15 protein-coding genes are annotated in these 20236 nt (G+C 67.6%); 11 read left to right on the top strand and 4 right to left on the bottom strand.

Going from position 1 to position 20236, the window contains the following annotated elements; all coding sequences use genetic code 11:
- On the bottom strand, positions 1-2130 hold the full coding sequence (locus tag Aple_RS33795; protein ID WP_155348791.1) for a ThuA domain-containing protein: 2130 nt from the start codon (positions 2128-2130) through the stop codon (positions 1-3).
- 183 nt (positions 2131-2313) lie between these two features.
- Between Aple_RS33795 and Aple_RS33790 the strand changes: the two genes are divergently transcribed.
- Complete coding sequence (locus tag Aple_RS33790; protein WP_218038625.1) at positions 2314-3525, top strand: Bcr/CflA family efflux MFS transporter; 1212 nt, start codon at positions 2314-2316, stop codon at positions 3523-3525.
- Here the strand turns inward: Aple_RS33790 and Aple_RS33785 are convergent.
- The gene (locus tag Aple_RS33785) at positions 3517-4536 is read right to left on the bottom strand and encodes a LacI family DNA-binding transcriptional regulator (protein WP_155348790.1); all 1020 of its coding nucleotides are present in this window, start codon (positions 4534-4536) and stop codon (positions 3517-3519) included. The genes Aple_RS33790 and Aple_RS33785 overlap by 9 nt on opposite strands.
- A gap of 44 nt (positions 4537-4580) precedes the next feature.
- Positions 4581-6851 carry an alpha-amylase family glycosyl hydrolase gene (locus Aple_RS33780; RefSeq protein ID WP_155348789.1) on the bottom strand — a complete coding sequence of 757 codons (2271 nt, stop codon included), beginning with the start codon at positions 6849-6851 and terminating at the stop codon, positions 4581-4583.
- 209 nt (positions 6852-7060) lie between these two features.
- Here Aple_RS33780 and Aple_RS33775 point away from each other — a divergent pair, with 209 nt between their 5' ends.
- The 6 genes from Aple_RS33775 to Aple_RS33750 all read left to right on the top strand — a co-directional run bounded on the left by Aple_RS33775 (position 7061) and on the right by Aple_RS33750 (position 15041).
- Positions 7061-8359 (top strand): sugar ABC transporter substrate-binding protein, encoded by a 1299-nt coding sequence (locus Aple_RS33775; RefSeq protein WP_155348788.1) that lies wholly within the window; start codon positions 7061-7063, stop codon positions 8357-8359.
- Between the two features lie 4 nt (positions 8360-8363).
- Positions 8364-9947, top strand: a complete 1584-nt coding sequence (locus Aple_RS33770) for an ABC transporter permease subunit (RefSeq protein WP_155348787.1) — start codon at positions 8364-8366, stop codon at positions 9945-9947.
- Positions 9944-10795, top strand: coding sequence for a sugar ABC transporter permease (locus Aple_RS33765; RefSeq protein WP_155348786.1), 852 nt, complete (start codon positions 9944-9946; stop codon positions 10793-10795). The genes Aple_RS33770 and Aple_RS33765 overlap by 4 nt, the downstream gene beginning before the upstream one ends.
- Positions 10792-12582 carry a glycoside hydrolase family 13 protein gene (locus Aple_RS33760; RefSeq protein WP_155348785.1) on the top strand — a complete coding sequence of 597 codons (1791 nt, stop codon included), beginning with the start codon at positions 10792-10794 and terminating at the stop codon, positions 12580-12582. Before Aple_RS33765 ends, Aple_RS33760 begins: the two co-directional genes overlap by 4 nt.
- A 189-nt stretch (positions 12583-12771) precedes the next feature.
- A complete protein-coding gene (locus tag Aple_RS33755) occupies positions 12772-13998 on the top strand; it encodes an oxygenase MpaB family protein (protein WP_155348784.1) in 1227 nt (408 codons plus the stop codon).
- Between the two features lie 149 nt (positions 13999-14147).
- Positions 14148-15041: a helix-turn-helix domain-containing protein gene (locus tag Aple_RS33750; RefSeq protein WP_155348783.1), complete on the top strand. Its 894-nt coding sequence runs from the start codon at positions 14148-14150 to the stop codon at positions 15039-15041.
- A 71-nt stretch (positions 15042-15112) separates the two neighbouring features.
- Here the strand turns inward: Aple_RS33750 and Aple_RS33745 are convergent, their stop codons facing one another.
- Positions 15113-15316 (bottom strand): DUF397 domain-containing protein, encoded by a 204-nt coding sequence (locus Aple_RS33745; RefSeq protein ID WP_155348782.1) that lies wholly within the window; start codon positions 15314-15316, stop codon positions 15113-15115.
- A 104-nt stretch (positions 15317-15420) separates the two neighbouring features.
- On the opposite strand from Aple_RS33745, the gene Aple_RS33740 reads away from it, so the two are divergent.
- From Aple_RS33740 to Aple_RS33725, 4 genes are read left to right on the top strand one after another with little or no spacing between them, the layout of a single operon-like run.
- The gene (locus Aple_RS33740; protein ID WP_155348781.1) at positions 15421-16437 is read left to right on the top strand and encodes an AfsR/SARP family transcriptional regulator; all 1017 of its coding nucleotides are present in this window, start codon (positions 15421-15423) and stop codon (positions 16435-16437) included.
- The gene (locus Aple_RS33735) at positions 16437-18677 is read left to right on the top strand and encodes a hypothetical protein (RefSeq protein WP_155348780.1); all 2241 of its coding nucleotides are present in this window, start codon (positions 16437-16439) and stop codon (positions 18675-18677) included. Before Aple_RS33740 ends, Aple_RS33735 begins: the two co-directional genes overlap by 1 nt.
- Positions 18678-18682: 5 nt before the next feature.
- A complete protein-coding gene (locus tag Aple_RS33730; RefSeq protein ID WP_218038624.1) occupies positions 18683-19489 on the top strand; it encodes a hypothetical protein in 807 nt (268 codons plus the stop codon).
- A gap of 9 nt (positions 19490-19498) precedes the next feature.
- Positions 19499-20233 (top strand): hypothetical protein, encoded by a 735-nt coding sequence (locus tag Aple_RS33725; RefSeq protein ID WP_155348778.1) that lies wholly within the window; start codon positions 19499-19501, stop codon positions 20231-20233.
- The last annotated feature ends 3 nt before the right edge of the window (positions 20234-20236 follow it).

The raw sequence follows: 20236 nt of genomic DNA, 5'->3' as shown, positions 1-20236 counted from the left end.
TCAGGAGCCGTAGACGTCGAATTCCCAGAGGGAGTAGCCATACTGGGTGAGAGCCCGCTGAGTGCCATTTATTCGGATATATCGCCCGGTTCCGGTCACGTTGACGTCGTCCACGCCGCCGTCGCCGGTGGTCGTGGAGTAGATGTTCGTCCAGGTGGTGCCATTCGGTGAGGTCTGGATCTGGTACGCGCGACCGTAGGCCGCCTCCCAGCTGAGCCGGACCCGGCTGATCGAGTAGCTCTGACCGAGATCCACGTAGATCCACTGCGGGTCGGCGTAGGCGCTGCCCCAGCGGGTGGCCGTGTTGCCGTCCACCGCGTTGGCGCCGACGTGCGCACTGCCGCTCTCGACGCTGGAGACGGTGACAGGCTTGTTCCGGGACAGCAGGGTCGGCCCGGGGTTGCTGCCCGGCGTCCCGAACACATTCAGATCCCAGAGCGAGTAGCCATAAGCCGTCAACGCCCTCTGAGTGCCATTTATCCGGACATATCGCCCGGTTCCGGTCACGTTGACGTCGTCCACGCCGCCGTCGCCGGTGGTCGTCGAGTAGATGTTCGTCCAGGTGGTGCCATTCGGCGAGGTCTGGATCTGGTACGCGCGACCGAACGCCGCCTCCCAGTTCAGCCGGACCCTAGTGATGTTGTAACTCTGACCGAGATCCACCTGAATCCACTGCGGATCGGCATACGCGCTACCCCACCGGGTGCCCGAGTTGCCATCGGTCGCGTTCGCGGCCACATGCGCGCTCCCGCTCTCCACACTGGACGCGGTCGTCGGCTTGCCCTGCGCGACGTCGGCACCCGGCTGCGGCTGCCCGCCATCCCCCTTTATCCGGATATTGCGGTAGTTGATATCCGCACCATCACCGTCGTTCTGCACGCCGATGTAGCCATTGGCGATGTTCCGCGTGCTCATGTAATCGTTGATCTTGACGCCGTTCAGCCAGATCTCCACCCGCTGCCCGTGCACCCCGATCTCGTACGCGTTCCACTGCCCCGGCGGATTGAGCGCCGCAGCCCTCGCGGCCGTGTCCGGCGCCTTGAAGCTGTACACGCTGCCCGTGGTCCTGCTCGGATCCGCGTCCGTGGCATCGATCTGAATCTCATGACCGGCGTTCACCGGACCCCACGGGTCGTTGCCCGGATCGGGGAAGCCGATGAAGACGCCGCCGTTGTCGTCACCCGGCATCATCCAGTCGACCTTGAGCGAGTAGTTGCTGAAAGTGGACACCGGATACCAGAGCAGCCCCATGCCTCCGAACGAGGTCAGCGTGCCATTGGCCAGGGTGAATCCGCCGGGACCCGCCATCCGCCACTGGCTGAACGAGCTTCCGTCGAAGAGCGGGGTGTACCCGACCTCAGGACGGCAGTCCGCCGGAACCGCCTTGGCCGCCACCCGGATACCCCCGAGCAGCATCGTGCGGAAGTTCGCGTCCGCGTAGCTCTCCTCGGTGTGACCGAGCCCGGTGTACCAGGAACGCCCGCCCTGATAGTCCTGGCACCAGGTAATCGGATGGTCGCCCATCGACCCGCCTGAATACGACGACTCGTTCAGGCTGGCCAGGACCCGGACCGCCGAGCGCGGGTTGGTCCGGTAGTTGTACCACTCGTCGGTCCGCGTCCACGTCGGCGCCAGGTGCGAGGTGGACGGATTGGCCCGGTCCTCGACCTTGATGGTGGCCTGCTGGGTGGCCGGGTGGGACTGGAAGTAGGCGCCGACCAGCCCGCCGTACCAGGCCCAGTCGTATTCGGTGTCGGCGGCCGCGTGCACCCCCACATAGCCGCCACCGGCGGCGATGTAAGACTGGAACGCCGTCTGCTGGGTGGCGTTGAGCACGTCACCGGTGGTGGAGAGCCAGATCACGGCCTGGTACTGGGCCAGGTTGGCGGTGGTGAACGCGTTCGCGTCCTCGGTGGCCACCACGGTGAAGCCGTTGGCCGCGCCGAGCTGCTGGATGGCGGTGATGCCGTTGGGGATGGACGAGTGCCGGAACCCGGCGGTCTTGGAGAAGACCAGCACCCGCGTGAGCGGCGCCGCCGACGCGCTGCTCGGCAGCAGGGCAAGCCCGGCCGCTAATAGGACGAGTGATAATAAGGCGCGAAATAAGGTAGAAATCGGTCGTTGGGGCATCAACATACGCCACTCCTTGATTTGAAGAGGAGCGCGCCGCCGCACCTAATGGTTCTTGATCAACCGACTTATGATTTCTTCCGCCCGAAGGTTCACACGAGACGCGCATAAGTGTCAATGCTCTGTGCGCTAATAGCCCCCTGAGCTGGGTGACTCTGATGGGGTTCATTACCCTTTAGAGACGTGTCCCTCGCGCCACCCCGTCCCGTGTCCCTCCTGCCCTCCCTCGCCTCCCTCACGGCAGCCGCTCCGCTCGCCATCGACATGTACGTCCCGGCCTTCCCCGACATGGTCCGCACCCTGGAAACCACCAGCTCAGGCGTGCAACTGTCGATGACCGCCTTCCTGGCCGGCCTCGTCCTCGGTCAGTTCCTGCTCGGCCCGATCAGCGACACCCTCGGCCGGCGCGGCCTGCTGCTCGGCGGCACCGCGCTGTTCGGCCTCTTCTCGCTGCTCTGCGCCCTCGCCCCGACCGTGCAGTTCCTGGTCACCGCAAGATTTCTGCAAGGCGCGGCAGGCGCGTGCGGCGCCGTGCTGGCCCGCGCCGTGATCGTGGACTGGTATCGCGGCCCGAGCGTCGCCCGCTACTTCTCCACCCTGGCCATCATCACCGGCGTCGCCCCCGTGCTCGCGCCGCTCCTCGGCGCCCTGATCCTGCTCGGCGCCCCCTGGCAGGCCGTCTTCCTGGTCCTCGCCCTGTTTGGCTTCGCCCAGTGCGCCACGGTCTGGTGGCGCGTGCCCGAATCGCTACCCCCGGACCGCCGCAACCCCGGCGGCCTCCGGGTCGCCTTCCGCGCCATGGCCGGCCTGCTGCGCAACCGCTTCTTCGTCGGCTACGCCATCGCCCTGTCCTGCGCCGCCGCCGCCCTCTTCGCCTACGTGTCCGGTTCGTCGTTCGTCTTCCAGATCGTGTACGGCATGAGCCCCCTCGGCTACGGCGTCGTCTTCGCCGTCAACGCCATCTGCATGACCGCCTCGGCAGCCCTGTTCGGCGCGTTATCCCGCCGGGTCCGCCTGAACACCCTGCTGATGACCGCCCTCGCCGTGTCCTTCACCGCGACCCTCGCGCACGTCGCCATCAACCTCGCCACCGGCGGCAACGTGGCCGTGACCTGGACCTGCCTGATCCTCACCATCGCGGGCATGGGCACCGCCTTCCCCGCCATCATGACCATCGGCCAGGGCGTGGCCGGCCACTCGGCCGGAAGCGCGTCCGCCCTGCTCGGCGGCGGCCAGTTCCTGCTCGGCGCGATCGCCGCCCCCATCGTGGGGGTGTTCGGCGAGACCAGCGCCACCCCCATGGCGATCATCATGCTGGTGGCCCTCACCTGCGCGGTCCTGGCGCTCGCCGCCCTGGCTCGCCCCTGGCAGGGCCACGGCGAACACTCAGGATGACGACGGCGCGGGCCCGGTCGAGGAGCGCGCCAGCAGCTCGGTACGGAACACGAACTCCCCCCGGGGCGGCGAGAGCGCATGGATCTCGTCGATCAGACCCCGGACCGCCGCCGTGCCCATGGCCTGAACCGGCTGCCGGAGCGTCGTCAGCGGAGGATCGGAGAACACGGTCACCGACGAGTCGTCGAAGCCGACCACCGACACGTCGTGCGGCACGCTCAATCCCAGGCCCCGCACCGCCCGTACGGCACCGAAAGCCATGATGTCCGACCCGCAGATGATCGCCGTCGCCCCCCGGTCGATGAGCCGGGACGCGGCGACCTGCCCACCCTCGACGGTGAACGTGGTGTGCTCCACCATGTCCGACAAATCCAGACTGAGGGTGGCTTTCGCGGCCTCCAGGAACCCGGCCACCTTCCTGATCACCGGCACATACCGCTCGGGCCCGATGGCCATGCCGATCCGGACGTGCCCCAGCGAGGCCAGGTGCTCGACCGCCAGATACATGGCCGACTTCTCGTCCACCGAGATGGACAGCACGTCGAGCCCTGGCAGGAACCCGTTGATCAGCACGATCGGCAGCCCGCGGTCGACCAGCCGCCGGTAGCGGGACGGGTCGGCGTGCGTGTCGGCGTGCATGCCGGAAACGAAGATGATGCCCGCGGTGTTGTGTTCCAACAACATTTCAACGTACTCATCCTCGCTCACGCCGCCCGGGGTCTGGGTGCACAGCACCGGCGTGTACCGCTGCTGCGCCAGCAGCGTGCCGATCACCTGGGCGAACGATGGGAAGATGGGATTTTCCAGTTCAGGCACCACCAAGCCCACCAGCCCCGCGCTTTTGCGCGGGGCCTCGGGCTTGAACGGGCGCTCGTAGCCGAGTGCTTCGACAGCGGCCAAGACCAGGTCCCGGGTGTCCTCCGCCACGCCTGACTTGGCGTTCAGAACCCGGCTGACAGTGGCCTCGCTGACACCGGCGCGAGCGGCGACTTCCGTCAAGGTCACTTTCATGCTGAAAGTCTAACAGTCCTTGCAGCAGGAATTCATAAGGGCTTTCATGGCTGCCAGGTGTAGACGGTCGTGTCCGTCGACCCCTGCGTGTCGGCCGGCACGGCGAAACTCCGGTTCGAACCGCCCTCCCAGACCGTCGATCCGCCGTTCTTCTTCAGGAACTTGAACTGGATCGTCGTCCCGGCGGGCACCGACACCGGCAGGAACCACTCCGGATAGTTCGGGTTGTGCATGGCCTCGGTCGACTTGGCGGCGTCCCACGAGCCCAGCTCCGGGATGTTGCCGACGACGTGGATGTTCTCCCCGGGGACCGTGGTGGTATTGATCTTGAAGATGACCTGGACCTGGTTGCCGGACAGCACCTCGTAGCGGAAGGTGTTGCTGACGTTGGCGCCCTTGGTCACGGTGATGTTCTGCACCCCGGCGACCGCGCCCGCCGGCACGGTGGTGGTGATCTGGCCGTCGGAGTTCGACGTTACCGTGGCGGTGACCGTGCCGAACTTGACGGTGACCGCGCCGCCCAGGCCAGTGCCGTAGATGTAGACGGTGTTCCCGGCGCGCCCGGAGGTGGAGACGACATCGCCGATGCGCGGGATCGTGGTGCCCAGCGACGGGTTGTAGGACCAGACGTTCACCTCGCCGCCGGACAGCGAGAAGCTCGGGAGCTGCCCGCCCGCGACCGTGGTGGACGCGCCGCCGAGCAGGCCGGTCAGCTGGTCGGTGTAGGTCCCGGCCGGGATCGTGGTCGCCAGCGCGGGCACGGTGAACGCCGTGTTCGGCTGCCGGTTCACCGAGACGATGACCTGCTTGTCGTAGAACTGCCGCTTGAAGACCAGCACGTCGTTGGTGCTGTGCAGGATCTGCGTCTCGCCGTAGGCCACCGCGTCGTTGCTCTTGCGCAACGCCGCCAGCGCCTGGATCACCTTGTACGCCGTGGTGGTCTGGCTGAACGCGGGAGCGGCCGTCTGCAGGAACTGGCGACCGGCCACGTCACTGGCGTCCGCCGAGCTCACGTACTGCTCGGTTCCGTAGTAGATGTTCGGCGTGCCGCGCGCGGTCAGCAGCGTGGCCAGCGCCGCGTGATACGGCTTGTCGTTCGGCTGGATGAAACGGAACCGGGTCACGTCGTGGTTGTCCAGGAACGTCACCGCCTGGTTCTCGTAGATGTAGTCGTTGCTGGTCTGGGTCAGCATCGAGCCGAAGTTCGCCATCGTCTCGGAGAAGTTGCCGAAGGCGTTGGTGGAGGCCCGGAAGTACTCGAAGTCCAGGTTGTTGACGCCGGTGCGGTCCGGGAACGTGCGGTACTCGTCGTATTTGGGGTCGGGCCGGCCGATGAAGAACTCGCCGAAGTGCGCCATCGGGCCCTGCGGCGCGGAGTCGATCGCGTCCTTCAGGCCCTTGGTGAAGGCGGGGTTCATGTGCAGGGTGGCGTCGTGGCGGAAGCCGTCCACGCCTTCGGCCTTCCAGAACAGCGCGGCCTTCTCCAGGTGCTTGACCACGTTCGCGTTCTCCTGGGAGAAGTCGGCGAGCGAGCCCAGCTCCTTGTGCCGGTAACCGAACCTGCTGGAGTCGCCGCTGCGGTCGCCGAGGCCGTGGAACCAGCCGTTGACGTCGGCGTGCGGGTTGGCGAGCAGGTTCTCGACGATCCCGTCACCGTTGTTGTCGATCGGCTCGCCGGCGGCGTTGAAGACGTAGTTGCCCAGGCCGTCCTTGTCCGGCTCGTAGAGCTTGCCGTCCTCGGCGGCGTTGCCCAGGGTGGGGTTCTGCCAGCGGCTGGTGTGGTTGGTCACGAAGTCGATGACCAGCTTGATGCCCTCGGCGTGCAGCGCGTCGCGCAGCGCCCGGAACTCCGCCAGGGTGCCGAAGTGTTTGTTGGTGGCGAAGTAGTTGCGCACGTGGTAGCCGTGGAAGCTGGTCCACCGGTCCATGCCGCCGCCGGGCTTGTGGTCCTCGATGACGGTGTCGCGGTTGCGGTAGGGCGCCGAGATCCACACGGCGGAGATGCCCATGTTCTTGAGGTACGGGATCTTGGCGATGATGCCGTCCCAGTCCCCGCCCTGGTAGAGCTTGAGGTCGCTGCCGTTGCCGACGTTGTTGGCGTCCGGGTCGTCGAACAGGGTGGGGTCGAATCCGGCGGGCTTGTTGTTGCCCGTGTCACCGTCGTAGAACCGGTCGGTGATGATCTGGTACACCACGTCTTTGGGGGTCAATGGTCCGATTGGGGCTCCGGCGGCCAGGGCGGGAGCCTGGGCCGGGAGCAGGGCGAGAAGTACCGCTCCCGCCGCGATCGTGGCGAGCTTGCGTAAGGCGGCCATCTGCGTTCTCCAGAACACTTGACGCTAGGTCAACCCGACTGGTGGTCAGGCTGAGCGCGACCGTATCAAGCCGATTGCAACATGTCAGTAACTGTCTAGAAACTTGCCGAAATCCGTGGTTAGCTTTCGCAAGACGGCAGCGCAAGTGTTGCCTTGATTTCGCAAGAAGGGCGGCGCTCAGGCCGCCTGATTCCCCCCTAGGAGCCACCATGCGCTTGAGCAAGGTCTCAACGTTGGCCGCGGGTGTCACCCTCCTGCTCACCGCCGGTTGTGGGGGAGGCGGCGAGAGCGCCGCGCCCTCGGCCGCGGCCACCACTTCCGGCCCGGCGCCGGGCGCCACCACGATCGTCGAGCCCACCGACGGCCCGGTGAAGCGGGCCCAGGCGGACCTGGTGATCTGGGCTGACGACACCCGCTCGCCGATCATTCAGAAGATCGCGCAGAGGTTCGCGACCGAGAAGGGCGTGCAGGTCGCCGTCCAGCAGCTGGAGTTCGGCGACATCCGCGACAACCTGGTCACCGCCGGTCAGGCCGGCGAGGGCCCCGACGTCGTCATCGGCGCGCACGACTGGCTGGGCAAGCTGGTCACCAACGGCGCCGTCGCGCCCATCCAGCTCGGCGACAAGACCTCCCAGTTCAAGGAAGTCGCCCTGAAGGCGCTCTCGTACGACGGCCAGCTCTACGGCCTGCCGTACGCGATCGAGAACATCGCGCTGTTCCGCAACACCGCCCTGGCGCCCGAGGCGCCCAAGGACTGGAACGCGCTGATGGACAACGCGCTCAAGCTGGTCAAGGAGAAGAAGGCCACCGTGCCGCTGGGCCTGCAGGTCGGGCCTGAAGGTGACCCGTACCACTTCTACCCGGTGCACACCTCCTTCGGTGGCGGCATTTTCGCCACCAAGCCGGACGGCAGCTACGACCCGGCCCAGCTGACCATCGACGACGCGGGCGGCCTGGCGTTCGCCAAGGCGCTGGAGTCGTGGAGCAAGAAGAAGCTGCTCTCCGCCGACCTGACGCTGGACATCGCCAAGGAGGCGTTCAACACCGGCAAGTCGCCGTACATGATCACTGGGCCGTGGAGCACGGAGGACGCCCAGAAGGCGGGCATCGACCTGGCGATCGACCCGATCCCGTCCGCGGGCGGCAAGCCGGCCGCGCCGTTCGTCGGCGTGCAGGGCTTCATGATCTCCGCGAACGCGAAGAACAAGCTCGTCGCCAACGACTTCGTGGTCAACTACCTCGGCACCCCCGAGGTCATGAAAGAGCTCTACGACACCGGCAAGCGCCCCCCGGCCATGATCTCGGTGTACGACCAGGTGAAGAGCGACCCGATCATCGCCGGTTTCGGGGCCGCCGGAGACATCGGCCAGCCGCTCCCCAGCATCCCGGCCATGGACGCGGTCTGGACCGAGTACGGCCACGCCGAGCGCGACATCCTGCTCGGCAAGGGCGACCCGGAGAAGCTGATGAAGCAGGCCGCGGAGAAGATCCGCGCGAAGATCGGCTGATCTTGTGGGATTGACCACCAAGGGCGGTGAGCGCGTCGGCGTTCACCGCCCGCGTCTGGCCGAGGGCGGGTCCACCTCCACCGCGGCGCTGATCGGCAAGATCACGCTGCTCGGCGCCGTCAACGCCCTGGCCGTCTACGGCCTGCTGACGGCCTTCGCCGTCGGCGACTGGGGAATCTTCGGCTTCGTCGCGATCGCCACCGCGGTCGCCGACTACGTGTACTTCAGCAAGCGGGTCGAGGCGGGCAAGTACCTGGTGCCGGGCTTGCTGTTCCTGCTGGTCTTCCAGGTCTACATCGTCTTCCACACCGCGGCGGCGGCGTTCACCAACGTGGGTGACGGCCACAACCTGGAGAAACCGCGCGCGCTCGAGCACATTCTCGCGGTCTCCGAGAAGCGTGTTCCGGACAGCCCGCTCTACAAGGTCGCGGTGGTCACCGGGAGCGATGGCACGCTGGAGCTGCTGGCCACCGACCCGACCGGCCAGGTCACCCTGGGCGGCGAGCAGGTGACCGAGGGGATCACGCGGGATTCCACCGGTAAGGCCACGGCCGTGGCGGGGTATCGCACGCTGGAGTTGCGCGACCTGACCACGCGCCAGGAGGAGGTCCTGGATCTGCGGGTGCCGCTCGGCGCGCAGGGCGCGCTGCGCACCCAGGATGGGGCCACCGGGTTCCTCGCCCGGCCGACGCTGCGGCATGATCCGGCCGCCGACACGCTGACCGATGTGGAGAGCGGCAAGGTCTACACGGCTTCCCCTTCGGGGTATTACGAGGCCGCCGACGGGACCACCCTCACGCCGGGCTGGACGGAGAACGTCGGGTTCGACAACTTCGCGCGGGTGCTGACCGACACGCGGTTGCGCGGGCCTTTCGTCTCGGTCTTCATCTGGACGTTCGTGTTCGCGGCGCTGTCGGTGCTGTTCAACTTCGCGATCGGGTTGCTGCTGGCGCTGGCGTTGAACAAGACCGGGATGAAGGGGCGCAATCTTTATCGGTCGTTGCTGGTGTTGCCGTATGCGGTGCCGTCGTTCCTGAGCGCGTTGGTGTGGACGGGCATGCTCAATCAGACGTTTGGGTTCGTGAACCAGACGTTGCTCGGTGGGGCCGATGTGCCCTGGCTGAATGATCCGTGGCTTGCCAAGGGCAGTGTGCTGCTGGTCAATCTGTGGCTGGGGTTCCCGTACATGTTCCTGATCTGCACTGGGGCGTTGCAGGCGATTCCTTCTGAGCTCAACGAGGCCGCGAAGATCGACGGTGCGAGTGCCTGGCAGCACTTCCGGCGGGTCACATTGCCGTTGTTGCTGGTGTCGACGGCGCCCTTGCTGGTGGCGGCGTTCGCGTTCAACTTCAACAACTTCACGGTGATCTACTTCGTCACCGGGGGCGGGCCCAACCTGCCGGAGGCGCCGATCACGCTGGGCAGCACGGATCTGCTCATCTCGATGGTGTACAAGATCGCGTTTGGCGGGGCCGGGCGGGAGTGGGGGTTCGCCTCCGCGATGTCCGCGATGATCTTCGTTATCGTGGCCGGTATCTCGGCGTTCGGGCTGCGGCGGACGCGCTCGCTTGAGGAGACGTACTCATGAGGCGCTGGCTGGCCGACACCGGATGGCGGCACCTGGTCGGGTTCCTCATGCTGGCGTTCGCGCTGTTTCCGCTGGTCTTCGTGATCAGCGCGTCGCTCAATCCGCGTGGCACGCTGACGGCTTCGGCGACGTTGTTCGATGGGGCGTCGCTGGACAACTATCTGAAGTTGTTCACCTCCTCGACCTTGCCGTATACGCGGTGGTTCGCCAACACGATGATCATCGCGGGGGCTACGGCGGTGCTGACCGTGCTGCTCGCGGCCAGTGCGGCCTACGCCTTCTCGCGGTTCCGGTTCCGGGGGCGGCGGCTCGGATTGCTGGGACTTCTGCTTGTGCAGATGTTTCCGCAGGTGCTCGGGGCAGTTGCGATCTTCCTGTTGATGGCCCGGATCAAGGGCGTTTTCCCTGGTATCGGGCTGGGCACCCAGTGGGGTCTTGTCATGGTCTACCTGGGTGGCGCGATGGGGGTGAATACCTTCCTGATCAAAGGGTTCTTCGACTCGATCCCGCGTGAGCTGGACGATGCCGCCAAAGTGGACGGCGCGACCCATTCGCGGGTGTTCTTCACCATCATCCTGCGGCTGGGCGCGCCCGTGCTCGCCGTCATCGGGCTGCTGGCGTTCATCAACACCGTCAACGAGTTCCTGGTCGCCAGCGTGATCCTGCAGTCGCCGTCGGAGCACACGCTCGCCGTCGGCCTTTACGGGCTCATCTCCGAACGCCTCTCCGCCAACTGGGGCGTTTTCGCCGCCGGGGCGCTCATCGGGGCGATCCCCAGCGTGCTGCTCTTCCGTTTCCTGCAGCGTTACATCGTTTCCGGTCTTCTCAGGGGGTCAGTAAAGGGATGAAACTCGCGCTCGTGCCGCACCATGACGGTTCGGCCCTGCACGTGCCGGAACAACGCCCTTCACTCGGCGACATCGTTCCCGTTTATGTACGCCTTCCGCACGACTATCCGGTCGAAGCCGTCTACGCGCGCTCGGTTTACGACGGCGAGCCGCGGTACGCGCAGGCGGTCGTCGATCACCAGGACGCGCTGGAGGTCTGGTGGCGCGCCGACCTGCTGGTGCACAACTCGGACACGCGTTACCGGTTTCTGCTGGATCGGGGGGATGGCGGGCACATCTGGCTGCACGCGGGCGGGCTGAGTGACCATGACCCGACCGATGCCACCGACTTCCGGTTGACCACGTTCGGCGGCCCGCCCGCCTGGGTGGACGATGCGGTGATTTATCAGATATTTCCGGATCGGTTTGCTCGGTCGGGGCAGGTGGATCTGCCCGCGCCCGAGTGGGCGTTGCCCGCGCAGTGGAACGACAAGGTCATCGACCGGGGGCCGCAGGCGGGGATCCAGTTCTATGGCGGCGACCTCTACGGGATCGCGGACCGGCTGGACTATCTGGTCAAGCTGGGGGTGGACGTCGTCTATCTGACGCCGTTCTTTCCGGCCGCGTCCAACCATCGATACAACGCGACCTCGTTCGACCAGGTTGATCCGCATCTGGGTGGGGACGCCGCGCTGGCCGCGCTCACGGCCGCCGCGCATCAGCGGGGGATGCGGGTCATCGGCGACCTGACGACGAACCACTCCGGCGACACGCACGAGTGGTTCCGGCGGGCGATGGCCGATCCGTCCTCGCCGGAGGCGTCGTACTACTACCTGACCGGCGACGGCGGGTACGTCTCCTGGTTCGACGTGCCTTCGCTGCCGAAGCTCAACTGGAGTTCGCCGGAATTGCGGGAGCGCGTTCTGGCGGTGGCTTCGCGGTGGCTGCGGCAGCCGTACGGGCTGGACGGGTGGCGGATCGACGTCGCCAACATGACCGGGCGGCAGGGCGCGGAAGATCACTACCACGAGGCCGCGCGGGCGTTGCGCGGGGTCGTCGATGGGGAGAAGTTCCTGTTCGCGGAGCATTTTCACGACTACACGGCCGATCTGCCCGGTGACGGCTGGCAGGGCGTCATGAATTACGCCGGTTTCGCCAAGCCGGTGTGGTCGTGGCTGACGCCGTACCAGCGGGGGCCGATCATCCCCGGCATCCCGCTGCCGCTGCGGGCGCTGCCCGGCGAGCGGACCGCCCAGACGATGCGCGCGTTCGCGGCCGGCGTGCCGTGGTGGGCCACCAACGCCAACGTCACCCTGCTCAGCTCGCACGACAGCCCACGCATCCGCACCTTCCTCGGCACCGCCGACCGGGTCGCCGTCGCCGCCGGACTGCTGTTCACCTATCCGGGTACGCCCATGATGTTCATGGGCGACGAAATCGGCATAGAAGGCGCCAACGGCGAAGACGCCCGCGTCCCGATGCCCTGGGACGACCCGGTACGTTTCGCCGAACCCACCTACGACGTCTACCGCGAACTCATCGCCCTACGCCGAGCCCACCCTGCCCTCCGCACCGGCGGCCTCCGCTGGCTCCACGCAGGCCCAGACGTCCTTCTCTACCTACGCGAATCCCCCGAAGAACGCCTCCTGATCCTGGCCTCCCGCGCCCCTCACACCCCACTCCACCTGCCCGCCGCTCTCGCCCGCGACACCCCCCACAACGTCTACGGCGGAGCCCACGCCACCCTGGACTCCGAAACCCTCACCCTCCCCGCCGACGGACCAACCTTCCAGGTCTGGTCCCTCTAACCCCCGGCCTGGACCCGGCTCGCCTTCCTGCAGCAAGCCGATCCGAACCGGGACGGCCCGCCTGGCTAACCCCGGGCGGGCCACTTCCATGCGGCGGGAAGTCTTGCCGCGCTGAAGATCAACGGTTGACGATCATGGGGGTATATCGGGTGCGCTGACAGCCACCGATCCGGGGAGCTCGATTTTCTCATGCAGCCGACCACCCTCACCCGACGCCGCATGATGTTCCTCGGCGCGACCTCCGGGCTCGGTCTTGCGACCCTCGGCCGCTGGCCCGCCCACGCGGCAGCCCCCTGGCCCACCCACCGAGGCGACGAGCAGTCCGAGCGTTTCATCGGTGAGATGCTGCACGTCGGCGATCCGCTCGCCGACGCGGTGGTGGCGGAACTCGTGCTGCTCGGTTCTGGCGGTAAGAAGCTCCTCCAGAGTGGTATCGCGCAGGGTCTGAAATCCCTCGCCGATCCGCCACCCGCGCTCGCCGCCTTCCTCCGGGCCAACGAGACGATTCCCCCATGGGTCACCCCCTCGACGTACACGGGTGGATCCCGGACATTCATGTCCATCCCGCTGCCCGCGCACGCGCTCACTCTGGCGCTCGGCGCCCTGACGCACACCTACAGCTCGCCCGCCATCGCCGCTGTCCTGATCGGCACGGGCGAGCTCATCAAGAGCACCCAGCGCCGCCTCCTGGAGACCACCGACTGGCTGCTCCGCTGCATGCAGCCGGGCGCGCTCCGCGTCGGCGGCAGTGGCTACGTCGCGACGCTGCAGGTCCGCATGCTGCACGCCCAAGCGCGGGCCAGAACCCTCGCCAACGGCTGGGACGTCGCCGCCTTCGGCACGCCCATCAGCCAGGTCGACCTGGTCCGCACCTGGCTCGACTTCCTCCCCGTCTCGTACGGCTGCCTCTCCCGCCTCGGCTACGACCTGACTTCCGCCGAAATTTCCGACCTCTACCGGACGTGGTGGTACATCGCCCACCTGCTCGGTATCGACCCCCGCCTCTACCGGCGGATCACCGACCACACCACCGCCCGCCAGCTCCTCACCGTCGTCGACGCCACCAACCAGCCCCCCGACGCCAATTCCCGCGCCCTCGTCACCGAATCCGTCCGCGCCACCTCCGGCCTCTTCTCCCTGGCCACCGTCCTCCCACCCATCAGCACAGAAACCATCAACGCCACCTTCCGCCACATCAACGGCGACCCCATCGCCGACCTGTACGCCATCCGCCGCACCCCCGCCCAGGCCCTCATCCCCCCCACCGCCCTGGCCACCCGCAACGCCAGAACCCTGGCCCGCGCCATCCCCCTCACCTGGAACACCCAGATCAAATTCCACGAAAGCCTCACCGAAACCTTCCTCAACCTCCTCCCCACCTCCGCTTACGCAAGCGGCGGCTACGCCCACAAATAGATCAACGCGAATCGTATCGAATCAGTCACATCTCCTCCGAGTAAGCAGCCCGGGATGCCATAAGGTGTCTACATTTGCTGCGTGTCACGGGGGCTGATTCAGCCTGGGTCAGTTTGAATCAGCGCGCATGGTAATGGGGAGACAGCGACGTGGCCGATGTGTCGGAAGGCGAGGGGAGCGATTCTCGAGCGCGCCGCTTGCGGCTCGCGGCCACGTTGCGCCGCCTCCGGGACCTGTCCGGCCTGTCCGGTCGTGAGCTCGCCCACCGGGTTCAGATCAGCCAGTCCAAGGTGTCGCGTATCGAATCGGGGGTGACCATGCCCTCCCTGCCGGAAGTCCAGCGCTGGGCGGAGGCCGTCGACGCGCCCCTGGACACCCGCGAACGGCTGGCCGACCTGACCCAGGCCGCCGTCTACGAGACCCACGCCTGGCGCACCGCGCTCCAGGGCAAAGCGCATCTGCAGGACGACTTCCAGGAGCGGGAGTCCGCCGTCCGCCTGGTGCGAAACTTCCAGAGCGCGGTCATCCCTGGGTTGCTCCAGACGGCGGCGTACGCGCGCGCGGTGTTCGCGCTGTCGGTCCTGCCGTACGAGAAGGAGGACCTGGCCGCCGCGACGGCGAGCCGCCTGTTCCGGCAGGAGGCCCTCTACGAGGGCGACCGGCGCTTCGACTTCCTGATCACCGAGGCGGCGCTGCGCTGGCGACCGGGCTCACCGGCCCAACTGCTCGCGCAGTGGGACCGCCTCGCGTCCGTGAGCACGCTGGACAACATCTCCATCGGGCTGATCCCGCATGACCGCCGACCGACCGTCCTGCCGCTGCACGGGTTCGTCATCTACGGTCCGGTGTACGGCGGCAACGACGACACTGCGGAAACCTTCGTGGAGGTGGAGACCAACCACGCCAAGCTCACCATCCCCGACTTCGATATCACGCTGTACGAGAAGCAATGGTCGCTGCTCACCGAGATGGCGATCTTTGACGATGCCGCACGAGAGTTCCTCACCGAACTCGCCACCGAGGTACGCCACGAGATGAGCTAGCCATGCTCGGGCCAGCCCCGCCCCCGCGAGAAGGGCCGCGACCCCTTGGTCGCGGCCCCCGTTCTCACCCCTCAGGCGAAGGTTCCCTCGCGGACCTCGAACTGCCCGTTCCGCACCCCCGCGCAGAACGCCCGCCACTCGCCGGGCGTGAAGTAGAGGACTTCTCCCTGCGGGTTCTTCGAATCGCGAACCGCGATCGTGTTCAGCACCGCGACCTCCACGCACTCGCCGACGGACCCGCTGAAGGTGCTCTTGCGCCAGCCCTTGCTTTCCATGATGTTTCCCCTTCCACGGCCGGTCCTTCCGGCCGTGGCACCAGCATCGACGCCGTGGTTAGCCGAAAGGCTCGCGGAAACCTCGCCTTGGATGGTGGATTCGTATGACCGACCTCAACAAAAGTCCCCTGCTTGACGTTTCGCTCCTCGGACGGGTCAAGGTTCACGTCTGCGGCGAACCGGTTGACCTGCCGCCCAAGTCCCAGCTGCTGCTGGCTTCCCTGATCGAACTCCGGGGTGGCGCGCTCTCCGCCGCGCAGCTGACGGAACGGCTCAGCGAGGAAGGCCGAAGGAAGGCGGACAATCCGATCGGGTTGTTCTACAGCCATATGGACAAGCTGCGCACGAAGCTGCGTGTCGCGCATCCGGCCGCGGGGGCTCTGATCCCGGACAACCACAAGCGGGAGGGGTATCGCCTGCTCGTCGGCCCCGAGGTGGCGGTTGACGCCTACCGGTTCGAGGATCTGGTGAAACTGGCCCAGGCCGCCAAGGACAAGGGTGAGTTCGTCCGGATCGCCGAGCAAGCCCTGCGGCTGTGGGGCGAGATCCCCCAAGGGCTGCGCGGGGGTGAACCGCTGGAGGGTCTCACTGGTCTGTGGGCGGCCGGTTACCGGGGCTCGCTCCAGCAGAGCTACCAGAACATCCTGATCGCCTGGCTGGAGGCCCGGACCGAGATGGGCCACCACGTGGCGCTGCTTCCCGCGCTCACCCAGCTCTCCAGCGAACCGGTGCCGAACGACATCGTCACCGGCCTGTACATGCAATCACTCAGCCGGACCGGTGGCGCCGGTGACGCTATCCGCGCGTTCGAGCAGATCGAGGACCGCCTGACCGACCTCGGCCTGGTCGCCGCGCCGGAACTCCGACGCCTCAACCGTCAGCTCAAGACCCAAGGCGCCACCATCACCCTGGTCGATCAGCCAAAGGAGCGTTCCATGACCGAAAACGAATCCGAGCAGACCGCGGAGACGATCCAGCCGACGATCGAGAAGGTGGACGTGCTCGCCACCGGGGAGCACGGCACCGCCATCAGGAACCAGTGGAACGTGCCCGGAACGCACGCGCGGATCAACTACAGCGAAGGCTCCATGGAGGTCACCGAAACGCAGGCGGACGAGTAATGAACGAGATCGACCCGCCCCCAAAGGACCCGGATCCCGATAAGCCAGAGCCGGATAAGCCGGACTCGGATAAGCGGGGCTCCGATGAGCCGCGGCTTGAGGCCGAGAAGGGCGAATCCTCGCGGCAGGACGAGCAGTTGGCGCAGGAGATCCGCGAACGCCTGCTCCGCCTGGAAGGCCTGTCCCGGCTTTATCCGGAATCCGTCGGAGCGGCGGCTTTCGGCGACGGCACCGCGATCAAGAACCAGTTCAACGTCCCCCAGGGCGGGCGGATCTATCACGCGGACGGCGATATCACCTTCGGCCCGACCGCCCAGGAGCAGCGGCCCGAGCCGATCCCGCTGACCGAGGACGAGCTGGCCCGCCTCGACCCGGAATACCTCGTCGTCACCGACACTCTCACCACCCTCGTCGAGGCCATGCGACCCGGCCGGGTCTACGGGCTGGCCGGGCCGCCGGGCTCGGGCCGCACCACGCTCGCCCGGGCGGCCCTGGCCCGGTTCGGAACCCGGCCCCAAGTCGTCACCCTGCCCGGCGGCACCGATCCCCGGCGGCTCCGCCTCGCCGACGCGAAGGCCGAGACCGGCTACCTGATCGACGCCGGCGACGCCGACTGGACCAGGAGCAAGAACCAGGCGGTCTTCCAGCACCTGACCCACCTGGCCACCCAGGCCAAATGCGTCTTCGTGGTGCTCCTGGACGAGCGCGCCCACCTCACCCCCGTCCAGCGCTCGACCTACGTGGTGAGCCACCTCGCGCCGCACGCGATCCGCGTGTTCGAGCGCTGCCTGGCGTACGGGCTGCGCGACCAGGGCCGCTTCGAAGCCGACCGGCAGGCCAGGCGGCTGGCGGAGCATCAGCGCATCCGGGAGGAGCTCGACAGCGATACCCGGCCGCGGGAGGCGTACGCGCTGGCCATGTCGGTTCTGAAACGGCTGCGCCAGGGCCGGGACCTGGACGAGGTGATCAACGAGGTCTGCGACGAGCGGCCGTTCCGGCTCCGCGAGCGCGCCCAGAGCCTGCTCGCTCCCGGCGGCCCGGCCGTATCGGCCGACAAGGACCTCTGGTCGCAGGCCAGGGAGTCCATCTACCGCCGGAGCTTCCTGCTGGCCCTGGCCGTCCTGGACGGCAAGTCCATGGTCACGATCACCGCTGCCGCGCTCCGGCTGGCCAAGAAGGTCGACGCCGAGCGGGAGAGCCCGGCGTCCGCGGAAACCACCTGGTCGGCGTTCGACGAGACCCTGTCCGGCTGGCTCGAGTACGCCCACGCCGAGGACGACCACGTTAAGGACGATCATCAGGACGAGGGCGCCGAGCGCCGCATCCGGCTGCGCGTGCCCGCACTGGTCCCGGTGATCCTCGACGTGGCATGGCACAACCATCCGACCGTGCGCGGGCCGCTCATCGACTGGCTGTCCGATCTCACCCAGGATGATGACACCCAGGTCAGGATCGCGGCCGCGCAGGCCATCGGCAAGCTCGCCGGCTACGACTACACGGCGATCGACGAGGAGTTCATCCAGCCGTGGGCGCGCGCCTACCGCGTGGCCGGTCACCGGCTGGCGGCGTGGGCGCTGGAGACCGCCGCCCTGGAGGCCAGGTCCGCCGCCCCCCGGGTGCGGAAGCGGCTGCGGACGTGGGCCCGCGGCACCCTGCCGCAGCGGTCGGTGGCCGTGCGCGCCTACGCCACCTCACTCGGGCTCATGGACATCGGCGACACGCTGTCCGGCCTACGCGGAATCGCCGGCACCGCCCACGCCGACCTGCGCACGCAGGCCGCCCGCGCGATGGCGGAACTCGCGCTCAGCGGGGTACATCGCGAGATCGTCCGGGAGCTGGCCGACTGGACCAGGGCCGGGAACACCGGCCTGCGCGTGGCCGCCGTCGAAGCCATGCTTCGCCTCGCCGTGGCCACCCTGGATCACGAGCCGGACCGGCCGTTGCTGCTCGGCATGCTCGTCGAGGGTGAGGCCCGGGTCCGGGCCGAGATCGCGCAGCTGTGGCGGAACGCGCTCGCCGACCAGCGCGGCCGGGCCTGGCCATCCTTCGGCATGTGGGCGCGACACGCCGACACCGATCCGGAACTGATCCCGCTCCTGGGCGACCTCGTCGCCGGACTCGGCGCCGACCCGCGGCTGCGCCGGGCGCTGCGCTTCTACCTCAGCTGGTGGCGGGACCGGGTGATCTCCGCGGCCACCGCGAACACCTTCCTCGCCTACCTCGATCGGAGAAGTCCCTGATGTCCATGACGCGCCAGGAAAGGACCGGGTGGACCAGCGTCATCCGGTCCTGGTTCCGGTCCACCCCCATTCTGGAATCGAGCTCCACCCATGTGATCGATCCGCCGTTCACCTTCGAGACGCCCGCGTTCAACGACAGCTTCCACTTTCCGGTGTCGGTCCGGCTCCAGTGGCGCGCGACCGGCAACTGCCCGGAGGGCACGCTGTCCAGCGAGGTCAACCTCTGCCGCGAGCGGTTCCGCTACTTCGTGGAGGACACCATCCGCTTCTACGCCCGCGGTTTCGAGCCGCATCGGGCGGCGGATGCGGAGGCCACGGTCAACGAGAAGCTGAAGGGCGTCCGGGTCGTCGACCACGGGGTCCAGCTGGAATGCACGGCGGTGATCCGGCTGCTGCCGCCGCTGCCGGTGGTCCAGCAGCAGCAACAGTTCCTGCACCAGCGGCTGGAACGCGAGGCCGGCCATGAGGCGACCAAGCGGCAGATCGAGGTGATGACCGACCTGCGCCGGCGCTGGCGGGAGTTCCTGTCCGAGGGCCTGGACGACTGGATCACCCCGCACGCGGTCCGTCTCGCCGAGACCTCGACCGGGATCGCCAACGTCACCGACACCATGCTCGGCGAGCGGCGCGACGAGGCCGAGGCGTTCCTTGGCATGGTCCAGCGAGTGGTCGAGGCGCAGCGGGCCGCCAACGTCTTCGACTTCGTCACGAGCAGCGAGACGGTCATGCGCAACACGCTGAAGATGATGGGGCTCCCCGTGCCCGATCTTGTTCCCGGGTCGGTGTTCGGCGACCCGGACGATGCCAGGTAGGAGGATGTTGTGGCGATTGCGCAAACCACCGGCTGGCTGTGCGGGCAGTGCGGCAACGACGCGGGCGAGCAGACCACCTGCCCGCACTGCGACGCGGCGCTGCTCGTCGCCGAACTGCCCGCGTTCCGGCGGCGCGCGGCCCCGGCTGTTCCCTTCCTGGTGACCCTCACGCTGCTGGGAGTCCTCGTCACCGCGATCCTGCTGAGCGGCGACGAGACCCCCGTCACCTCCGTCGCTCCCGTTACGACTGGTTCGCTGGTGAGCGAGACCAGTCCGGCGCCCGTGCCGTCGCCGTCACCCTCTCCGCCGGACTTGTCCGTTGAGCAGGCCACGGCGATCGACGACCTGCTCGCCAACAGCCAGGCCAGCCGGCTGGATCTGGGTGCGGCGATCGCCGACGTGACCAGGTGCCGGTCCAGCGCGATCGGCGTCATCTCCGACATCACCGACGCGCGCCGGGCCCAGCTGACGTCGGCCCGGGACCTGCGGGTCGACTTCCTGCCCGATGGCACGGTGCTCAAGGGGCATCTCGTCAGCGCGCTCGACTCCTCGTACAAGGCCGATGCCGCCTACCAGGCGGCGGCTGAGGACTTCCTCGCCGCCGGGTGTTCGGGCAGTCCCGCCTTCGGCGCGGGCAACTGGAACTCCGAGCGGGCGACCACGCACAAGACGCGATTCGTGGCGATCTGGAATCCGATCGCGTCGAGCTTCGGGCTGCCCACCCGGAAGGTGGGCGAGATCTGACCC

This window comes from Acrocarpospora pleiomorpha, from assembly GCF_009687885.1.
Taxonomy (GTDB): Bacteria; Actinomycetota; Actinomycetes; order Streptosporangiales; family Streptosporangiaceae; genus Acrocarpospora; species Acrocarpospora pleiomorpha.
This window is presented reverse-complemented; position numbering and strand designations above follow the sequence as displayed.

What these genes read in the sequence shown, in the direction of transcription:
- Aple_RS33765 (WP_155348786.1), top strand. Translation starts at nt 9,944, where the DNA reads ATGAGGCGCTGGCTGGCCGACACCGGATGGCGGCACCTGGTCGGGTTC.
- Aple_RS33745 (WP_155348782.1), bottom strand. Translation starts at nt 15,316, where the DNA reads ATGGAAAGCAAGGGCTGGCGCAAGAGCACCTTCAGCGGGTCCGTCGGC.
- Aple_RS33755 (WP_155348784.1), top strand. Translation starts at nt 12,772, where the DNA reads ATGCAGCCGACCACCCTCACCCGACGCCGCATGATGTTCCTCGGCGCG.
- Aple_RS33730 (WP_218038624.1), top strand. Translation starts at nt 18,683, where the DNA reads ATGACGCGCCAGGAAAGGACCGGGTGGACCAGCGTCATCCGGTCCTGG.
- Aple_RS33740 (WP_155348781.1), top strand. Translation starts at nt 15,421, where the DNA reads ATGACCGACCTCAACAAAAGTCCCCTGCTTGACGTTTCGCTCCTCGGA.
- Aple_RS33795 (WP_155348791.1), bottom strand. Translation starts at nt 2,130, where the DNA reads ATGCCCCAACGACCGATTTCTACCTTATTTCGCGCCTTATTATCACTC.
- Aple_RS33785 (WP_155348790.1), bottom strand. Translation starts at nt 4,536, where the DNA reads ATGAAAGTGACCTTGACGGAAGTCGCCGCTCGCGCCGGTGTCAGCGAG.
- Aple_RS33780 (WP_155348789.1), bottom strand. Translation starts at nt 6,851, where the DNA reads ATGGCCGCCTTACGCAAGCTCGCCACGATCGCGGCGGGAGCGGTACTT.
- Aple_RS33735 (WP_155348780.1), top strand. Translation starts at nt 16,437, where the DNA reads ATGAACGAGATCGACCCGCCCCCAAAGGACCCGGATCCCGATAAGCCA.
- Aple_RS33775 (WP_155348788.1), top strand. Translation starts at nt 7,061, where the DNA reads ATGCGCTTGAGCAAGGTCTCAACGTTGGCCGCGGGTGTCACCCTCCTG.
- Aple_RS33760 (WP_155348785.1), top strand. Translation starts at nt 10,792, where the DNA reads ATGAAACTCGCGCTCGTGCCGCACCATGACGGTTCGGCCCTGCACGTG.